This is a genomic window from Hyphomonas jannaschiana VP2, from assembly GCF_000685215.1.
Lineage (GTDB): Bacteria > Pseudomonadota > Alphaproteobacteria > Caulobacterales > Hyphomonadaceae > Hyphomonas > Hyphomonas jannaschiana.
Map to the genome: position 1 here is coordinate 38,758 of NZ_ARYJ01000006.1, position 16,756 is coordinate 55,513.

12 protein-coding genes are annotated in these 16,756 nt (G+C 60.9%); 2 read left to right on the top strand and 10 right to left on the bottom strand.

Features of this window, described 5'->3' with window-relative positions; translation table 11 throughout:
- Positions 1-1,248, bottom strand: a complete 1,248-nt coding sequence (locus HJA_RS10560) for an acyl-CoA dehydrogenase family protein (protein ID WP_051597580.1) — start codon at positions 1,246-1,248, stop codon at positions 1-3.
- A gap of 382 nt (positions 1,249-1,630) precedes the next feature.
- Between HJA_RS10560 and HJA_RS10565 the strand changes: the two genes are divergently transcribed.
- Complete coding sequence (locus HJA_RS10565) at positions 1,631-2,455, top strand: hypothetical protein (protein WP_155839928.1); 825 nt, start codon at positions 1,631-1,633, stop codon at positions 2,453-2,455.
- Between the two features lie 191 nt (positions 2,456-2,646).
- On the opposite strand, the gene HJA_RS10570 is transcribed toward HJA_RS10565, so the two are convergent.
- The 4 genes from HJA_RS10570 to HJA_RS10585 are packed head-to-tail and all read right to left on the bottom strand — an operon-like array spanning position 2,647 to position 7,587.
- Positions 2,647-3,702: a glycosyltransferase family 4 protein gene (locus HJA_RS10570; RefSeq protein ID WP_155839929.1), complete on the bottom strand. Its 1,056-nt coding sequence runs from the start codon at positions 3,700-3,702 to the stop codon at positions 2,647-2,649.
- The gene (locus HJA_RS10575; protein WP_035581956.1) at positions 3,699-4,592 is read right to left on the bottom strand and encodes a 4-(cytidine 5'-diphospho)-2-C-methyl-D-erythritol kinase; all 894 of its coding nucleotides are present in this window, start codon (positions 4,590-4,592) and stop codon (positions 3,699-3,701) included. Before HJA_RS10575 ends, HJA_RS10570 begins: the two co-directional genes overlap by 4 nt.
- A gap of 5 nt (positions 4,593-4,597) precedes the next feature.
- On the bottom strand, positions 4,598-6,352 hold the full coding sequence (locus HJA_RS10580) for a tetratricopeptide repeat protein (RefSeq protein ID WP_051597581.1): 1,755 nt from the start codon (positions 6,350-6,352) through the stop codon (positions 4,598-4,600).
- A gap of 50 nt (positions 6,353-6,402) precedes the next feature.
- Positions 6,403-7,587 (bottom strand): N-acetylmuramoyl-L-alanine amidase family protein, encoded by a 1,185-nt coding sequence (locus HJA_RS10585; RefSeq protein WP_051597582.1) that lies wholly within the window; start codon positions 7,585-7,587, stop codon positions 6,403-6,405.
- A gap of 431 nt (positions 7,588-8,018) precedes the next feature.
- On the opposite strand from HJA_RS10585, the gene HJA_RS10590 reads away from it, so the two are divergent.
- The gene (locus HJA_RS10590) at positions 8,019-10,730 is read left to right on the top strand and encodes an Rne/Rng family ribonuclease (protein WP_035581960.1); all 2,712 of its coding nucleotides are present in this window, start codon (positions 8,019-8,021) and stop codon (positions 10,728-10,730) included.
- Between the two features lie 79 nt (positions 10,731-10,809).
- Here the strand turns inward: HJA_RS10590 and HJA_RS10595 are convergent, their stop codons facing one another.
- Genes HJA_RS10595 through HJA_RS10615 form a run of 5 tightly spaced genes read right to left on the bottom strand, consistent with a single transcriptional unit; the run spans position 10,810 to position 16,565 of the window.
- Entirely contained in the window at positions 10,810-13,041 is a 2,232-nt protein-coding gene (locus tag HJA_RS10595; RefSeq protein WP_035581961.1) for a 3-hydroxyacyl-CoA dehydrogenase NAD-binding domain-containing protein, read from the bottom strand.
- Between the two features lie 31 nt (positions 13,042-13,072).
- On the bottom strand, positions 13,073-14,278 hold the full coding sequence (locus HJA_RS10600; protein ID WP_035581964.1) for an acetyl-CoA C-acetyltransferase: 1,206 nt from the start codon (positions 14,276-14,278) through the stop codon (positions 13,073-13,075).
- A 30-nt stretch (positions 14,279-14,308) separates the two neighbouring features.
- Positions 14,309-14,956: a pyridoxamine 5'-phosphate oxidase family protein gene (locus HJA_RS10605; RefSeq protein ID WP_206741713.1), complete on the bottom strand. Its 648-nt coding sequence runs from the start codon at positions 14,954-14,956 to the stop codon at positions 14,309-14,311.
- A gap of 1 nt (position 14,957) precedes the next feature.
- Positions 14,958-15,392 (bottom strand): PaaI family thioesterase, encoded by a 435-nt coding sequence (locus tag HJA_RS10610; RefSeq protein ID WP_051597583.1) that lies wholly within the window; start codon positions 15,390-15,392, stop codon positions 14,958-14,960.
- A gap of 6 nt (positions 15,393-15,398) precedes the next feature.
- Positions 15,399-16,565, bottom strand: a complete 1,167-nt coding sequence (locus HJA_RS10615) for an acyl-CoA dehydrogenase family protein (protein ID WP_035581967.1) — start codon at positions 16,563-16,565, stop codon at positions 15,399-15,401.
- Positions 16,566-16,756: the final 191 nt, after the last annotated feature.

Consider the following 16,756-nt stretch of genomic DNA (forward strand, 5'->3'; position numbering starts at 1 on the left):
TTACCAGAGACCGTGCTTTTGCACTTCGGCGCGGCCGACCACCATGTGGTGCACTTCGTCCGGCCCGTCGGCATAGCGCAGGTGGCGCATGTCGGCATACATGCCGGCCAGCGGGAACCATTGCGACATGCCCGCCGCGCCGTGCATCTGCATCGCCTGGTCGATGATCAGGCAGACCTTCTCCGGCACCATCGCCTTCACCGCGCTGACATAGACCCGCGCTTCCTTGTTGCCGAGCACGTCCATCGCCTTGGCTGCCTGTAGCACGGCGAGCCGCATGGCATTGATCTCGATGCGTGCGCGGGAGATCACTTCGAGGTTCTTGCCGAGCTTGGCGATCGGCTTGCCGAAGGCTTCGCGGGTGCCGGCGCGCTTGATCATCAGCTCCAGCGCGATCTCGGCCTTGCCGATGGAGCGCATGCAGTGGTGGATACGACCGGGACCGAGGCGCACCTGTGAAATCTCGAAGCCGCGCCCGACGCCCAGCAGAACATTCTCCTTCGGCACACGGACATTGTTGAACCGCAGGTGCATGTGGCCGCGCGGGGCATGGTCCTCGCCCATCACTTCCATGCCGCCGAGGATTTCCACGCCGGGCGTGTCCATCGGCACGAGGATCTGGGATTGCTGTTTCGACGGCGCGGCATCCGGGTCTGTCTTGACCATGACGATCATGATCTTGCAGCGCGGATCGCCCGCGCCGGAGATGTAGAATTTCTCGCCATTGATGACCCATTCATCGCCATCCAGCACGGCCGTGGTGGAGATGTTCTTGGCGTCAGACGAGGCGACATTCGGCTCGGTCATCGCATAGGCGGAGCGGATCTCGCCTCTCAGCAGCGGCTCCAGCCATTTCTCCTTCTGCGCCGGTGTGCCGACCCGTTCCAGCACTTCCATATTGCCCGTGTCCGGCGCCGAGCAGTTCAGCGTTTCCGACCCCTGCGGATATTTGCCGAGTTCGGCTGCGATATAGGCATAGTCGAGATTGCTGAGGCCCTCGCCCGTCTCGGCATCCGGCAGGAAGAAGTTCCACAGCCCCGCCTCACGCGCCTTGGCCTTGGCGCCTTCCAGCAGCTCCAGCTGGCGCGGATGCCAGGTCCAGCGGTCTTCCTTTTCCTTGTTGAGCGCCGCGAACTCCTCCTGCCAGGGCGCGACATTCTCTTCGAGGTGCTTCTTCACCCGCTCGAAAAGCGGCTTCGCTTTCTCTGACATCGTCAGGTCGAAAAGCTCGGTATTCAGGTCGTCCATTGTGCGCTTCCTCTTTTGCCTCTGGTTTCTGACCCCACTCTGCGCGGCTTCCGGTCAGCAGGCAACGGAGCGCGAAGTCTCACCTCGCGGCAGGTGGGATCTCTTTGGAGGCTCGGTAAGATAGGATGGCGTGAAGTCTAAAGCCGCCGGATGTCGTGTATTGAACCAATCCCGACATACTGAAAGTTTGTCAAATCTGATTCTGCGAGATAAATCAGCGAAGGATCAGCCAAATTCGTCCCAAATCGAAAGGCCAAGGATCACACGGATGTGCTATGTTTTTCGGCTGAGAGCTCGGCTGTCTAAAAGCGTAAAGGTCTCTGAGCTGCCCGCCACGTTGAGCGTTCCCGGACTGCCCCCGATCGAAGTGGAGCGCCAAGAGTTGAAGGCTGGACACGCAGCAAATCCAGGGTCGGATGCGCCAAAGCCAAACTATAGCAATTTCCATACTTTTATCTGTCGTGGATTTCCCGACGAGAATTCAGCGACGTCTGCCGGACGACGGTTCGCGAATGCGATTCAAATGTATGGAGCAGTTGGACGCTTAGGAGTTGATGTTGGATTTAGCCGGAGCACTCTGCAGTACGGAGAGGAAATCCACAAAATTATTCGGGAGCAATTTGAATTGGAGCTTCGGTCGGAAGTGCTGGGTCTTATGATCTATGAAGACGGAAATGCTGCTATCATGGGCATGAGTGCCAGCGTCGTGGTTGAGACAGACTTGGCGCCCTTGGAAACTGGCATGCGGCATTGGTATTCAATTTCGGACCAAATGAACCAATCGCAGCTTACTTGTGCGGCTCTGATAAATGACGCGCAATTCGTAGGTCATGCAGACGCAAAATTCATACTACTCATCACTGCTGTTGAAGCGCTAAGTGGTAAAGCTGCGGCGTCCACGGAGCAGATTTCAGCGGTCGAAAAGCTATGCGGTACACTTGCGGAGTTTGATGTTGGTGGAGGTGTTAGGGAAACGCTCATGCGCACGTTAGAAAACGCAAAGAAACCGTCGATAAGGCAGGGCTACATGAAAAAGCTTCGCAGCCTGTTGGGTGATGAAGACGCAAAGCGATTTGATAAGCTATATGCGCTGAGAAGTTCATATGTGCACGAGGGAAAAGGACGCGGCGATTTGCAGGAATCAATTCCCATTGCCCTCGATATCGCAATTCGGCTCCTAGAAACCGATACTCAGCGTCACAATTGACTTTCGCACGCCTTCTAGGCCTGATGCCACCATACAGTAAACGCTCTAGGTGAATACCGGCCATCTACGGCGGCCCTTTACTGATCTGACTTTCACGTCGCAGCCTAGAAAGCCGTAGGGTGGGTTGAGGCACCGTCGATATCCACAATCCGGATTCTAGGGCGCGTGCAGTCTGGTGGGTATCGCTTCGCTCAACCCACCCTACGACATCTCCTAAAACCTTCCGCCGCCAGCTTCCGCCCAAGCGTCATACGCTGCAGCACCCACAACCCACTCCCCACAATCGTCAGCCCGAAGAAGGCGAATACGGCGAGCCCATCCGGCACGTTCATCGCGGCCAGCGCGCAGGCCCAGCTGAACACCCACCAGAGGACGGCGACGGGGATGTGTTTCCAGCCGCTGCGCAGGAACAGCTGGTAGGCGTGGTCGCGGTGGGCCGTCATGACGGACTGGCCGTTCTTCGCGCGCCACAGGACGGTCAGCACCACATCCACAAGGAACGGCAGGAACAGGATCGCGGCGGTCCAGATGGTCGAGACGACGCCGACGATGATGCCCGCGCCGCCAAAGAAAGCCCCGATACCGAAGGCGCCGGAATCCCCGGCATAAAGCTTGCCCGGCAGGTTCCATGCGAGGAAACCCAGAATGGCGAGCGCGCCGGTGATGCAGAGGAAGGCAAGATCTGGCGCCGGGCCCACCCAGTCTTCGGCGCGCGGCACCTGCCCAAGAATGCCCGCCGCGCCGAGCAGCATGATGGCGGACGAGCCCATGGCGAGGCCGTTGGACCCGTCCATGAAGTTCACGCCATTCATGGTGACCATCAGCCAGAACGCAACGCCCGCCATGACCAGCGGCAATGGCAGGCTGGCAAGGCGCAGGCCGGGGTCCAGCACGGCGAAGGTGATGGCCAGTGTGCCGGTGAGGACGAGTTTCAGCCAGGCATTCATGCCCCATTTGTCGTCCACAAAGCCGATGGCGCCCGCCGCGAGGGCCAGGGCCAGCACGCTCTGCGTGCCGTTGCGCGTCCAGTATTGGGAGATCAAATTCGCCTCCCCGGCCAGCCAGGCCGAGAGGCCCAGCGTAATGAGGATCGCGACACCGCCAGAGCTTGGCACCGGCGCGGCCTGCGTCTTGCGCCCGCCATCCGGCGCATCGTCAATCCGTATCAGGAACATCATGCCGCAGAGGGCCGCCGACAACAGGACCGGCCCCATGAAGCGGATGAAGGTGATTGCTTCCCAACTCAAACGGCATCCCCCAGCATGGTCGCGCGGATCCACCAGTCCGGCCGTGCGGCGCTGAGCTGCGCTTCGGCGCGCCGGGCGGCGTCTCCGGTTTCGAACAGGGCGAAACAGGTCGCCCCCGATCCGCTCATGCGGGTGAGCTGCGCGTCTGGCAATGCCTGAAGTGTGTCCAGCACGCCGGCAATCTCCGGCACGGCGGCGATGGCCGGGGCCTGAAGGTCGTTGCGCTGTTCGCGCAGCCAGTGGACGAGGTCCCAGACCCGCTCGAATGGCGGTACGGCGCCGAACTCGCGGAAGGCCGCCCCGCCGCCTGCTTCGTCATAAGCGCGGAAGATGGGCCCTGTCGGGCAGGCAAGGTTCGGATTGACCAGCAGGGCCGGCACACGCGGCAGGCCCGGCGCGCGGCGGACCCGCTCGCCCTCGCCCTGCATCAGCGCAGCATGCCCCTGCAGCGCGACCGGGACGTCGCCGCCAAGCTCCGGCGCGACCTTGCGGGCGGCAGCCGGGTCTGTGCCCCACAGGTCTGTCAGCAGGCGCAGCGCGGCGGCGGCGTCGGCGGAGCCGCCTCCGATGCCGGCGGCGATGGGGAGGTGTTTGTCCAGGGTGAAGGCGGCGCCCTTCGTGGTGCCCGTCTCGGCTTGCAGGGCTCTCGCCGCGCGAAGCACGAGATTGTCATGGATAGGTCCGATATAGTCCGGATTGGTCATGCCTGGTCCGGTTATGGTCATGGACAGGTCGTCGCTGATCATGACGTCGAGGCGGTCTGCGGCCTCCTCTCCGGCGAACATGACGAGCGAGTCGAGCTTGTGGCGGCCGTTCGCCTGCACCGGCCCGACATGCAGGAACAGGTTCACCTTGGCCGGGGCCAGCGCGCTGTAGCTATCTGTTTTCATTGGGTTTAAGGCCGGTGTGGCAGGGGCTGGTCGGATTCTGCCTGTACGACAGCTGGCTCATCCGGTCCCTTCAGCAGCTTCACCTCGATCCGCGCGCGCTGCTGCTCGGCCGGCTCCAGCTTCAGCGACCGCTCCCACTGATATTTCGCCTCCAGCTTCCGCCCGCTGCGCCAGTAGGCGTCGCCCAGATGATCGTTCAGCGTGGGGTCTCCGGGCTCCAATTCCACTGCCTTTTCAAGGAAGTAGACAGCCAGCTCATACCGGCCGAGGCGGTAATAGGCCCAGCCGAGACTGTCGGTGATGAAACCGGAATCGGGGTCATGGGTCAGCGCTGTCCGGATCAGGTCCAGCCCCTCCTCCAGATGAATCCCCCGGTCGACATAGGCATAGCCCAGATAGTTCATCACCAGCGGGCTGTTCGGCTGAAGCTGTAGTGCCAGCTTCAGATCTGCCTCCGCGCCTTCCCAGTCGTCCAGCGCCTCGCGGGTCGCACCGCGCGAGAACATAAGGCGCCAGTCAGTCCGCCCTTTCAGGGCATCGACCCGGATGATCTCGGACAACAGCCTGTCGGCGTCCTCATATGCCGCCATCGCCCGGTAGATTTCGGCCAGCTGTATCTGCAGCCCCCGGTCATGCGTCTGGTCCAGCGCCTGCCGGGCAACCTGCAGCGCCTCCTGCTCGCGGCCAAGCCGCAACAAGGCCCAGGCGATCTGCCCGCGTGCCGGCGCATAATAAGGCGACGTATCAGGGATGCGGGAAAGAATGGAGATGGACTCGACCTCGCGGCCCGCCTTCTCCAGCGACTGCGCCCACAGGGTCCGGGCCTCATGCAGGTCCGGATCGAGGGCCAGCGCGAGCACGAAATAGACCGACGCCACATCGTCGTCCGTCCGGGTGATCAGAGCCGCCGCCGGGATGTAAACCGCCAGCGCCGCGCCCTGCCGGGGGCTGAGGCGCGGAACCTCAATGTCCCTGCCCGCCTGGATCTCGCGGCGCAGCGTCTCGAGCGGTGCGTTCTCACCGACCTCTTCCTGAAATGTTTTCAACAGTTGCAGCGCGCGCGCCCTGTCCCCGTTCGCAGCCAGCAGCCGCGCATGCGCATCGAGGCCAATGGCCAGACGGGCGCCGGAATTCCAGAGCGTCTCGAACGTCTCCAGCGCATCCGCGTCGCTCTGCGCCGCCAGCTGAATCAGGCCCATCATGTAGAGGGTGGCACTATCGAGGCGGGGGTCGCCGGTCAGTGTCTGCTGCAGGTACCCCTCAGCGGCTTCAGGCCCGTCATGCTCCAGAATCCGCCATGCCGAGATGCCGCGCGCGACCGTCCGGTTGAACGGACCGAAACCATCCTCCGTGAGATAGGCGGCCGATACGGCATCCTTGCCTTCGGTCATCGCCTCGATGCCAAGGGTCAGGCGGACCAGTGTGCCGAAATTGCCGGCACCATGGGCCTTCTTCGCCAGGTTCACGGCCTGCTGATAGTTCCCGGACACGAGCGCCGAGAAGACGGCACGCTCTGCAATACCCGTCGATTCCGGCGCCGTATCGATCGAGGCAGCATAGCGGCTGGCAGCCTCCCGCGGATCATTCGTCATCGCCGCATACCGCGCGACAAGATAGTCCCCCAGCGCCTCGGCATCTTTCGGTGGTGCATAGGCGGAATCAATGTAAAAGCCGTGAGCCCCGAAGCCCGGATAGGACGCGCAGGCCGCGCAGCTCAGCGACAGCAGGAATGCGGAAACGGCCCCGGTTCGTCTCATCATGAAAGTGTCTCAGTTCATTCCCGGCCCGGCAAGCGAATTTCCCCGAAACATCAGCCGGAACGGTCTGCCAGCAACTTTTCCTGCTGAATGAAGAAGCGGTCGATACCGCGCTTCACCGCAGCCATCGATTTTTGCCGGCCGGATCGGGATTGCAGCCGGTTGGCATCGTCCCGGTTGGTCAGGAAGCCCAGCTCCAGAAGGACTGCCGGCACGTCGGGTGCGAGCAGCACATAGAAACCCGCATTCTTGTGTGTGTCCCGCAGAACGGGGCCGGCCTGCTGCAGCTCCGGCAGGAGGAGTTCGGCGAACTCGGCAGAATGCGTCTTGGTCTCACGCTTCACCAGATCTTTGAGGATGCCGGTGATGGACTGGGCGGTGCCGTCCTCAAGGGGGATTTCCCAGTCATTTTTACTGGCTTCCTTGTCGATGCGGGATTCACCCCGCGCCGAAATCGTATAGACCGATGCGCCGGATACGCTGTCCCGTCCGGCCGCATCAGCGTGCAACGAAATGAACAGGTTCGCCCCCCAGTTCCGGGCAAGCGTAACGCGGTCTTCCAGTTCGATGAATGTATCGGTTTCGCGCGTCAGGCGAACTTCATAGCGCGGGTCCGCCTCAAGCAGCTCTTTCAGCTGCAAGGCGGCGGCAAGCGTGATGTCCTTTTCCTTCTTGCCCGTAACGGCAAGCGCGCCCGGGTCTTTCCCGCCATGCCCTGCATCGACAACGATCACATATTTCTTTTGGGCGACACCCGGCTTCAGCGCCGCGACTTCCTGGCGCTGACCAGCCTCGTTGCGCGCTGTCAGGGCCCGGGCCAGCTGGCGCATGTCGCGCCGGGCAACGCTGGCAAAACGGGCCTCAGACACCGTATCGAGGTCAATGATCACCCGGTGTTCAGTGGCTGTGCCTGTGGGCGGCAGGGTCAGGACCCGCGTCACCATCAGGGGCCGATCGAGATTGAAACGCAGTTCCGAGCCGGTAACGGCCCATTCCGGCACACCGCCCATGCCGGTTCCGGAACGCTCGCTCGCCGGTCCGCGCAGAGGCAGGACAACAGAGCGGCCGGCGGCCCCTTCCACCATATAGGCACGCGGATCCTGGGCCGTATCGGTCCAGATTGTGATTCGGGTCGGCGCTCCATTGCCCACCACGCGCACATTGCGCACCTCGGCGAGGGCCTGTGAGGCCCCGAGGCAGACGGCGATAGCCAGGAAAATTACGCGAAAAATCAACATATGGTTGATTTGCTTACCACCACTGGACAACAAAAAAGCTCAACGAACAGCTTCCATAGCAAACCGAACATTAACCCACGATTGACCGGAGCTAATCAGGAACAGCAGCCAATTCATGATTTGACTCTTTTCTTGGGCGGGAAAATTGGGCACTATCCGGGTCGTAGCCGGATTGCCGCGCTACAACGCAAGTTTCCTTATGACGCGCCAGCGATCCCGGCTCACCGTATACAGGTCGGCGGGCGCCGCGCTCCGGAAAGCAGAGCAAATGTACCAGGGTGCCGCCCTTAAATCCGCTTTTATCATGCTGCCAGGGCGGCATGAACGCGGTCGTGCCTGCACCCATCCCCTCAATATTCAGACCGGCCAGCTAGACTGCCTGAGGCGGAAACCGCCCGTTACAGCAGCGCCGGATCAAAAGGTTCCTCTACATGAGCAAACTCATGCTGATCGACGCCGCCCACCCGGAAGAGACCCGTGTGGCGATCGTCAACAACGGGCAGGTCGACGACTTCGACTTCGAAACAACTGGTAACGAACAACTCCGCGGCAACATTTACCTCGCAAAGGTAACGCGGGTTGAGCCGTCGCTGCAGGCGGCCTTCGTGGAATATGGCGGCAACCGCCATGGTTTCCTCGCCTTCAGCGAGATCCACCCGGATTACTACCAGCTTCCTGCCGAAGACCGCGAAGCGCTATTGCGCGAAGCTGCGGAAGAAGCAGCAGCCGCCATCGAAGACGACGATGAGGACGATGAAGCCTCAGCGGACACAGAGAATGGCGACGAGTCTGACGACTCCGAAGGCGACGAAGACGAAGCGAACGCCGAAGACGATTCCGATGCCGAAGAAGAGGACGACGAAGCCTCTTCCGATGGCGAAGACGACGAAAACGGCGAAAAGAAAAAGAAATCCGCCAAGGCTTCCGGTCGCCGCCCGGCCCGCAAGTCCAGCCGCACGTCGATCTCCAAGCGCTACAAGATCCAGGAAGTCATTCGCCGCCGTCAGGTGATGCTGGTTCAGGTGGTCAAAGAAGAGCGCGGCTCCAAGGGTGCGGCCCTGACGACCTACCTCTCGCTCGCTGGCCGGTACTCGGTCCTGATGCCGAACACACCGCGTGGCGGCGGCATCTCCCGCAAGATCGTCAACAGCTCCGACCGCAAGCGCCTGAAATCCATCGTTTCCGAACTGGAAGTGCCGGACGGCATGGGCCTGATCGTGCGCACGGCTGGCGCCAAGCGCACCAAAGCCGAAATCAAGCGCGACTACGAATACCTCTCCAAGCTCTGGGAAACGATCGTCGAAAAGACGCTCGCGTCTGAAGCGCCGATGCTGATCAATGCCGAGGGCGGCCTGGTCCATCGCGCCATGCGGGACATGTTCGACAAGGAGATCGAGGAAGTCCTTGTCCAGGGCGAGGACGCCTATCGCGAAGCGAAAGACCTCGCCAAGCTGATCATGCCGAGTCAGGCCAAGAAGGTTCAGCAATGGAAGGACGAGGAGCCACTTTTCGTTTCTGAAGCGGTCGAGGAACAGCTCGATTCGATCTATTCCCCGGTCGTGCAGCTGAAATCCGGCGGCTATCTCGTCATCAACCAGACCGAAGCGCTGGTTGCCATCGACGTGAACTCCGGCAAGGCCACGCGTGAGCGGAATATCGAGCAGACGGCAACGCGGACCAATCTGGAAGCCGCCGAGGAAGCCTGCCGCCAGATGCGCCTGCGCGATCTCGCCGGCCTCATCGTGATCGACTTCATCGACATGGATGAGAACAAGAACAACCGTGCCGTCGAGAAGAAGCTGAAAGAATGCCTCAAGGTCGACCGGGCCCGCGTCCAGCATGGACGGATCTCGCAATTCGGCCTGATGGAAATCTCCCGCCAGCGCCGCCGCCAGGGCGTGCTTCAGGCAACGTCCGATCCCTGCCCGTCCTGTAACGGCACGGGACGCCGCCGTTCGATTCCTTCGGCTGCCCTGCAGCTGATCCGGGCCATCGAAGCGCGTGCTGCAACCGGCGGCCTGAAGTCCATCTCGGTGAAAGCCCCGACGGATGTGGCCCTCTACATTCTCAACAACAAGCGCGAAGCCCTGATCGAGATCGAGCGGATCGCTGGCTTTGCCGTGTCGATCCATTCTTCCGAAGAGATGCTGCCGGGCGACTTCACAATCGATGCCGAGCGTGACCAGAACGCCAAGCCGAAGAAGCGCAAGCAGCCTCGCTCACTCCAGAAGCCGTCCAAGCCAGCCCCGTCCGAGGACGAGGATGACGAAACCATCGAGGACGACGAGACCTCTGATTCCGAAACCGAAACCGAATCCGATGGTGACGACGGAGACGAGAAAAAGTCCCGCCGCAAACGCCGCCGCCGGGGTGGTCGCCGCCGCAACAAGGGCGACCGCGAAACCGGTATGGAAGTGGTCGACGGGGACACTCCCATCGTCGCGCTGGATGATGACACCCAGGACGATGACGACTCCGACGACGAGGACGGCGACGGGAATGAAGCCTCTTCCGAAGATGGCTCCGAAACGCCTCGCAAGCGCCGCCGCCGCGGACGCCGGGGCGGACGCCGCCGCCGCCGGAACAATTCAGACCGCGCGGAAGGCGCCGAAGGACAGGACGAAAACGTCCCGTCTGACGGCGGAGCCTATCTGGATGGTCTGGCCGCCAGTGCGCCGGACATGCTGGACGAGACGCCTCCAGCCCAACTGGAAGCGTCTGAACCGGAAATCATGCCGGAGTCGGTCGCCGAGGAAGCCGTCGCTGAAGCGACGGCAGAGCCGGAAACTGGTACCGAAGAAAAGCCAAAACCGAAACGCACCCGCCGGTCCCGCGCCCGCAAGAGCGACGCAAAGGACACCGCCGTTGAGGACACAGCGCCGGAATCGGCAGGCGAAAAACCGGCTGAAGAAGCGAAAACGGAAACAGCAGATCTGCCCGATCCGGAAGTGATGCCGGCGGATGTCGCCGCAGAAGCCGTAGACACGGTAGAAGCGGAAGTCGAAGCTGAGGCGGTTGTCGCACACATGGATGAAAGCGCCGCGGCAGCGGAAGCCAAGCCAAAACCTGCCCCGGAGCCAGCCGAGGCCGAGAAGCCTGCCGCCCCCCGTCGCACAGGCTGGTGGTCGCGCGCCCGGAAATAATCCGGCGCCTCAACTTGCAAACAAAATAAAAAGGCCGGAGCACTGCTCCGGCCTTTTCTACTGGATCAACAGATCGCGGTTAAGCGGCTGCTTTCGCTTTCGTGCCTGCTGGCGGGAAGCGGTCGTAGAACCCCTCGCCTTTTTCCGCCATGTCACGCAGGACAGTCGGCGGTTCGAAGCGCTCGCCATACTTGGCAGCGAGACGGTCAGCCTCAGCGACGAACTCCTTGATGCCCCAGACCAGGTCGACATAGGAGCAGCACCCGCCCGTGAACGGCGCGAAGCCCCAGGCAAGGATTGAGCCGATGTCAGCATCGCGGGCATCGGTGATGACGCCTTCGTCGAAGCAGCGCGCCACTTCGATGGCCTGACGGACGAGGAAGCGGTTGGTCAGCTCCTGCTTCAGCTCCGGCGAGCATTCATCCACCTTCACCTCGATCATCTTGTTGATGTCCGGCCAGAGGCGTTCCGGCTTACCCTTTTCGTTGTAGTCGTAAAAGCCCTTGCCGGCCTTGCGGCCAACGCGGCCCTGGTCCTCGACCAGCCATGCCAGGAACTGAGTCCGGTCATCGCCCTGCAGGTCGACGCCAGCGGCTTCGGCCGTTGCGCGCGTGACTTTCAGGGCAGTGTCGAGACCAACGGAGTCAGACACTTCGAGCGCCCCCATCGGCATACCGCACTGGCGGCCGACATTCTCGATGATCGCCGGCTTGATGCCCTCGGCCAGCATTTCCATGCCTTCACGCGTGTAGGTGCCGAAGCAGCGCGAGGTGTAGAAGCCGCGGCTGTCGTTCACAGCGATCGGCGTCTTGCGAATGGCCAGAACATAATCGATGGCCTTCGCCAGCGTGGCTTCGCTGGTTTCCTTGCCGGAAATGATCTCCACAAGACCCATGCGTTCCACCGGCGAGAAGAAGTGAATGCCGATGAAGTTTTCCGGACGCTTCGACGCCTTGGCGAGGCCGGTGATCGGCAGGGTCGACGTGTTGGAACCGAACACTGCGTCTTCATCCAGAACAGCTTCTGCCATCTCGGTGATTTTCGCCTTCAGCTCGACATTTTCGAACACAGCTTCGATCACGAGATCCGCGCCTTTGACATCATCATAGGAATCCGTCGTGGTGATCAGGTCGAGGAGTGCATCACCCTTCTCTTTTGTGGACTTGCCGCGCGAAACGTCCTTGTCCACGAGCCGACGGGAGTAGTCCTTGCCTTTCTCGGCGTTCTCTTTCGATACGTCGACCAGAACGGTCGGAATGCCCGCCTTCGCCTGGACGTAGGCAATGCCTGCGCCCATCAGACCGGCGCCGATGACCGCGATCTTCTTGAACTCCGTCTTCGGATGACCTGCCGGGCGGTTTGCGCCTTTCGACAGTTCCTGCATCGACAGGAACAGCGAGCGGATCATGGCTTTCGCTTCCGGGCGCTGCTGGGTGTTAATGAAGTAACGCGTTTCAATGCGCAGGCCGGCATCGATCGGCACCTGAATGCCTTCGTAGATGCAGGAAAGGATGTTCTTCTGGGCCGGATAGTTGCCGTAGGTTTTCGACGACAGCATCATGTTCGCCATCGTGGCGACCTGGCCAGCACCCGGAGATTTGTGCGGCACGCCGCCCGGCACCTTGTAGCCTTTTTCATCCCACGGCGCTTTCGCGGTCGGGTTGGCTTTCACCCAGGCCTTGGCCTTTTCGACCGTTTCCGAGGACGCTGCCAGTTCCTGAACCACACCCATGGCGAGAGCCTTCTCGGCGTTGAAGCTTTCGCCTTGGAGGATCAGCGGCAGAGCTGCCTGAACGCCGACGAGACGCGGCAGACGTTGCGTGCCACCAGCACCCGGCAGGAGGCCGATCTTGGCTTCCGGCAGGCCGAACTGAAGCTTCGGATTGTCATTGGCCGCAACGCGGTAGTGACAGGCAAGCGCCACTTCGAGGCCGCCGCCAAGGGCGAGGCCGTTCAGGGCCACGGCCACCGGCTTGCCGCAGGTTTCCAGCTTGCGCAGGGTGCCGTTCAGAGCAAAGCCTTGGTCGAACTGCTGCTTCTTCAGCTCAGCTTCAGAGAGCTCCTTTTTCTCTCCACCGCCAGCGCGCTGACCCATTTCACCAAGGTCAGCTCCGGCACAAAAACCGCTCGGCTTGCCGGATGAGATAACCAGCCCCTTGATGTCGTCGTTGGAAGCAACTTCGTCGGCAATCGCGATAATGTCGGCAACGGCCTTACCGGTCAGCGTGTTCATGCTGCGGCCCGGCACGTCGAAAACAGCGTGTGCAATGCCGTCTGCGTCGATGTCCCAACCAAATGTCTCGAGTTTCATGATACTATGTTCCGATTATTCTGTGTAAGGATTAGACGCGTTCGATGATTGTGGCCGTGCCCATGCCGGCACCGACGCAAAGCGTGATCAGGGCGGTTTCCTTGTCGGCCCGCTCCAACTCGTCGACCATCGTGCCGAGGATCATGCCGCCGGTGGCGCCCAGCGGGTGGCCCATGGCGATGGCTCCGCCATTCACGTTCATCTTGTCGTGGGGGATGTTCAGGTTCTGCATCATCAGCAGCACAACCGACGCAAAGGCTTCGTTCAGCTCATAAAGGTCGATGTCTTCCGGGTTCATACCGGCTTTCTTCAGGACCTTTTGCGACACATAGGTCGGCCCCGTCAGCATGATCCCCGGCTCGGAACCGATGGATGCCATGGCTTTGACGCGGGCACGCGGCTTCAAGCCGAGCGCTTCGCCCATTTCCTTGGAACCGAACAGGACAGCCGAGGCGCCATCCACAATGCCGGAAGAGTTGCCGGCGTGATGGACGTGGTTGATGCTTTCCAGCTCCGGATAGCGCTGCTTGATGACTTCGTCGAAACCCATCGCCCCCATACCCGCAAAGGACGGGTTCAGTCCGGCGAGCGACTGCATATCTGCATCCGGGCGCATGTGCTCGTCATGGTCGAGGCGGATGCCACCCATCTGGTCTTTCACCGGAACGATGGATTTCGCAAAGCGGCCTTCCTTCCAGGCCTGCGCGGCACGGCGCTGACTTTCCACGGCGAAGGCGTCGACGTCGTCTCGCGAAAAACCGTACTTCGTTGCGATCGTATCAGCGCCGATGCCCTGCGGCGTGAAATAGGTCTTCAGCGCGACCTGAGGATCGGTCGACCAGGCACCGCCGGACGCGCCCATCGGCACGCGGCTCATGGATTCGACACCGCCGCCGATAGCCATGTCGGCCTCGCCGGTCATGACTTTCGAAGCGGCCATGTTACAGGCCTCAAGACCGGAAGCGCAGAAGCGATCGACCTGCACACCGGCGGTCGTTTCAGCATAGTCTGCATTCAGCACGGCAACGCGGGCAATGTCGGCACCCTGCTCGCCGACCGGCGAAACACAGCCGAGGACCACATCATCGACCTTGGAGGTGTCAAGGTCATTCCGCTCGCGGATGGCCTGCAGCACTTGCGTGGCGAGGCTAAGTGACGTGATTTCGTGCAACGAACCACTTTTCTTGCCTTTGCCGCGCGGCGTGCGGACCGCGTCGTAGATATAGGCTTCAGTCATTTGAAGTTACTCCTTTCCTGGGAGTGGTTGTTATTCCGGGTTTGTGTCAGGCGATTGCTTGCCTTCCAACTGAGCGATCCGGGCCTTAAGCAGCTGGTTCTCTTCCACCAGCTGGTTGAGCCGCGGGGCGATCAATTGAGCAACTTGTTCTTCCGTATATCGCGGCACGATATATTTCGGACAATTCCAGTCACGGGCGACGATCTTTATCGTCATCAACCGCTCCACTGGACCTTGCCCATCCTGATCCAGAGTATTCTGCAATTCCGGATCTGAGGCAGCATCGACCATGCGGGCTTCTCCCAGCATCTTCAGCCGGGCGCGACGAGGATAATCCATGAAGAACAGGGAAACACGGTTGGACCCATCGAGATTACCGCGCGTGATGAACTGCCGATTGCCGAGATAGTCTGCGAATCCGATCGTGTCCGGACCAAGGATCTTTATGAAGCCAGCGGGACCGCCCCGATGCTGGATATAAGGCCACCCATGGCTCCCGGTGGTGGCAATGTAGAAACTTGTCATGCTCGAAAGAAACGCAATCGTATCGTCATCCAATGGACCGCGGTGTCGGTCCTGGTAAATACTTTCGTACTTCTCCCGCATGCCCGCCTTTTCCTGGTAGGCTTTCACCGCATCGGTGAACAGGAGTTCGGCATAGTTCTCCATGACGGTCATATTACCTCTCGCTGGCCGGCTTCAGAACCGGGTTGAGAGTGAGGCTGGCAGTGGAACGGGCGGCTTCCTTGCCACGGGAATCATAAAGTTCGGCTTCGGCGAACAGCATCGCCCGGCCGACATTACGCAGGCGGGCAACCACTTCGATGGCGCCCTTGCGCACGGGGCGCAGGAAATGCGTATGCAGGTCAACCGTCGACGGCAGTTTCGTCTTTCCGGCTTTCATGCCAGCCAGCATACCGATCGTATCATCCATCATGGCGACAAGATAACCGCCCTGGATGACTCCGGCCGGGTTGCAGAACTCCGGCCGACCATCGAACCGCACTCGCGCCATCAGCTCTTTCATGTCGAGCGAGATTAGCTCGAAACCGAGCGAGGTTGAGCTCGGGCTCGGCGTCGGGAAGACATCACGAATGAGGTGACTGTCGGGCATGTCGGGCTAAAGCGTCCTCGCGATCAACATTTTCATGACTTCGTTGGCGCCGCCATAGATGCGCTGAACGCGTGCGTCGGCATACATCTGAGCGATCGGATATTCGTCCATATAGCCAAAGCCGCCGTGCAGCTGCAGGCACTCGTCGATGATTTTGCACTGCAAATCGCTGATCCAGTATTTGGACATGGAGGCCGTCGCGGCGTCCAGCTCCTCCTTCAGGAGAAGCTCCGTGCAGTGATCGGCGAACACTTTGGCAACGGTCGCTTCAGTCTTGCATTCGGCCAGTTTGAACTGGGTGTTCTGGAAGTCAAAGATCGTGCCGCCGAACGCCTTGCGGTTTTTCACATATTCCACCGTCTCATGGATCGCGCGCTCGATCATGCCGATGCCCTGCAGGCCGATGATATGACGCTCCTGCGGCAGTTTCTGCATCAGCTGGATGAAGCCTTTGCCCTCCACTTCGCCGAGCAGGTTCGACGCTGGCACGCGCACCTCGTCGAAGAACAGTTCGGATGTGTCTGCTGCGTGCTGGCCAACTTTCTCCAGGTTCCGGCCACGGCGGAAGCCTTCCACCTTGTCGGTCTCGACGCCGATGATGGAAATGCCCTTTGCGCCCTGGCTCGGGTCTGTCTTGACGCAGACCAGGATGAGATTGGCGGTCTGGCCATTTGAGATGAAGGTCTTCGACCCGTTGATGACATATTCGTCGCCGTCACGTTTGGCGGTCGTCTTCATGCCCTGAAGATCTGACCCGGCGCCCGGCTCTGTCATGGCGATGGCGGTTACGATGTCGCCATTGCAGATTCCCGGCAGCCAGCGGCGCTTTTGCTCTTCGGTGCCATAGGCTGTGATGTAGGGCGCGATGATGGCGTTGTGCAGCGTGATGCCGAAGCCATCGATGCCCTTCCACTGCTGCTGCTCGATGATGATGGCCTCATGGCGGAAGTCACCGCCCGCGCCGCCATATTCTTCCGGGACAGAAGCGCCCAGCAGGCCCATTTCCCCGGCCTTCTTCCAGACCTCTTTTGGGACTATGCCTGCCTTGCGCCATTCCGGCACGTGCGGCGCGCATTCCTTCTCGAAGAACTGGCCAACCGCATCGGAGAAAATTTCGAGCTCCTCATCCTGACGCCACGCGGGCTTGGGTACGTTGAGCGGGCTCTGTTGCATTGTCGGTCTCCGGGTTTCCTCTGATATAGGATGCAAGCGGGCAATTGCCGCTTACGTTCACGTAAACATGTAGCGGTCTGGCCTGATTTTTCCCAGTCCTTCCCCAGCGGTAGACCGCAGGGATTCAGGGAAAATTTTGCCGCAGGTCGCCATCGAGAGTGTAACACACTCCCGTGACTCCCCTTAGACAT

Bases quoted from the DNA above. Each gene is read 5' to 3' on its own strand.
- HJA_RS10600 (WP_035581964.1), bottom strand. From the start codon at position 14,278: ATGACTGAAGCCTATATCTACGACGCGGTCCGCACGCCGCGCGGCAAA.
- HJA_RS10590 (WP_035581960.1), top strand. From the start codon at position 8,019: ATGAGCAAACTCATGCTGATCGACGCCGCCCACCCGGAAGAGACCCGT.
- HJA_RS10580 (WP_051597581.1), bottom strand. From the start codon at position 6,352: ATGATGAGACGAACCGGGGCCGTTTCCGCATTCCTGCTGTCGCTGAGC.
- HJA_RS10595 (WP_035581961.1), bottom strand. From the start codon at position 13,041: ATGAAACTCGAGACATTTGGTTGGGACATCGACGCAGACGGCATTGCA.
- HJA_RS10575 (WP_035581956.1), bottom strand. From the start codon at position 4,592: ATGAAAACAGATAGCTACAGCGCGCTGGCCCCGGCCAAGGTGAACCTG.
- HJA_RS10615 (WP_035581967.1), bottom strand. From the start codon at position 16,565: ATGCAACAGAGCCCGCTCAACGTACCCAAGCCCGCGTGGCGTCAGGAT.
- HJA_RS10610 (WP_051597583.1), bottom strand. From the start codon at position 15,392: ATGCCCGACAGTCACCTCATTCGTGATGTCTTCCCGACGCCGAGCCCG.
- HJA_RS10585 (WP_051597582.1), bottom strand. From the start codon at position 7,587: ATGTTGATTTTTCGCGTAATTTTCCTGGCTATCGCCGTCTGCCTCGGG.
- HJA_RS10560 (WP_051597580.1), bottom strand. From the start codon at position 1,248: ATGGACGACCTGAATACCGAGCTTTTCGACCTGACGATGTCAGAGAAA.
- HJA_RS10605 (WP_206741713.1), bottom strand. From the start codon at position 14,956: ATGACCGTCATGGAGAACTATGCCGAACTCCTGTTCACCGATGCGGTG.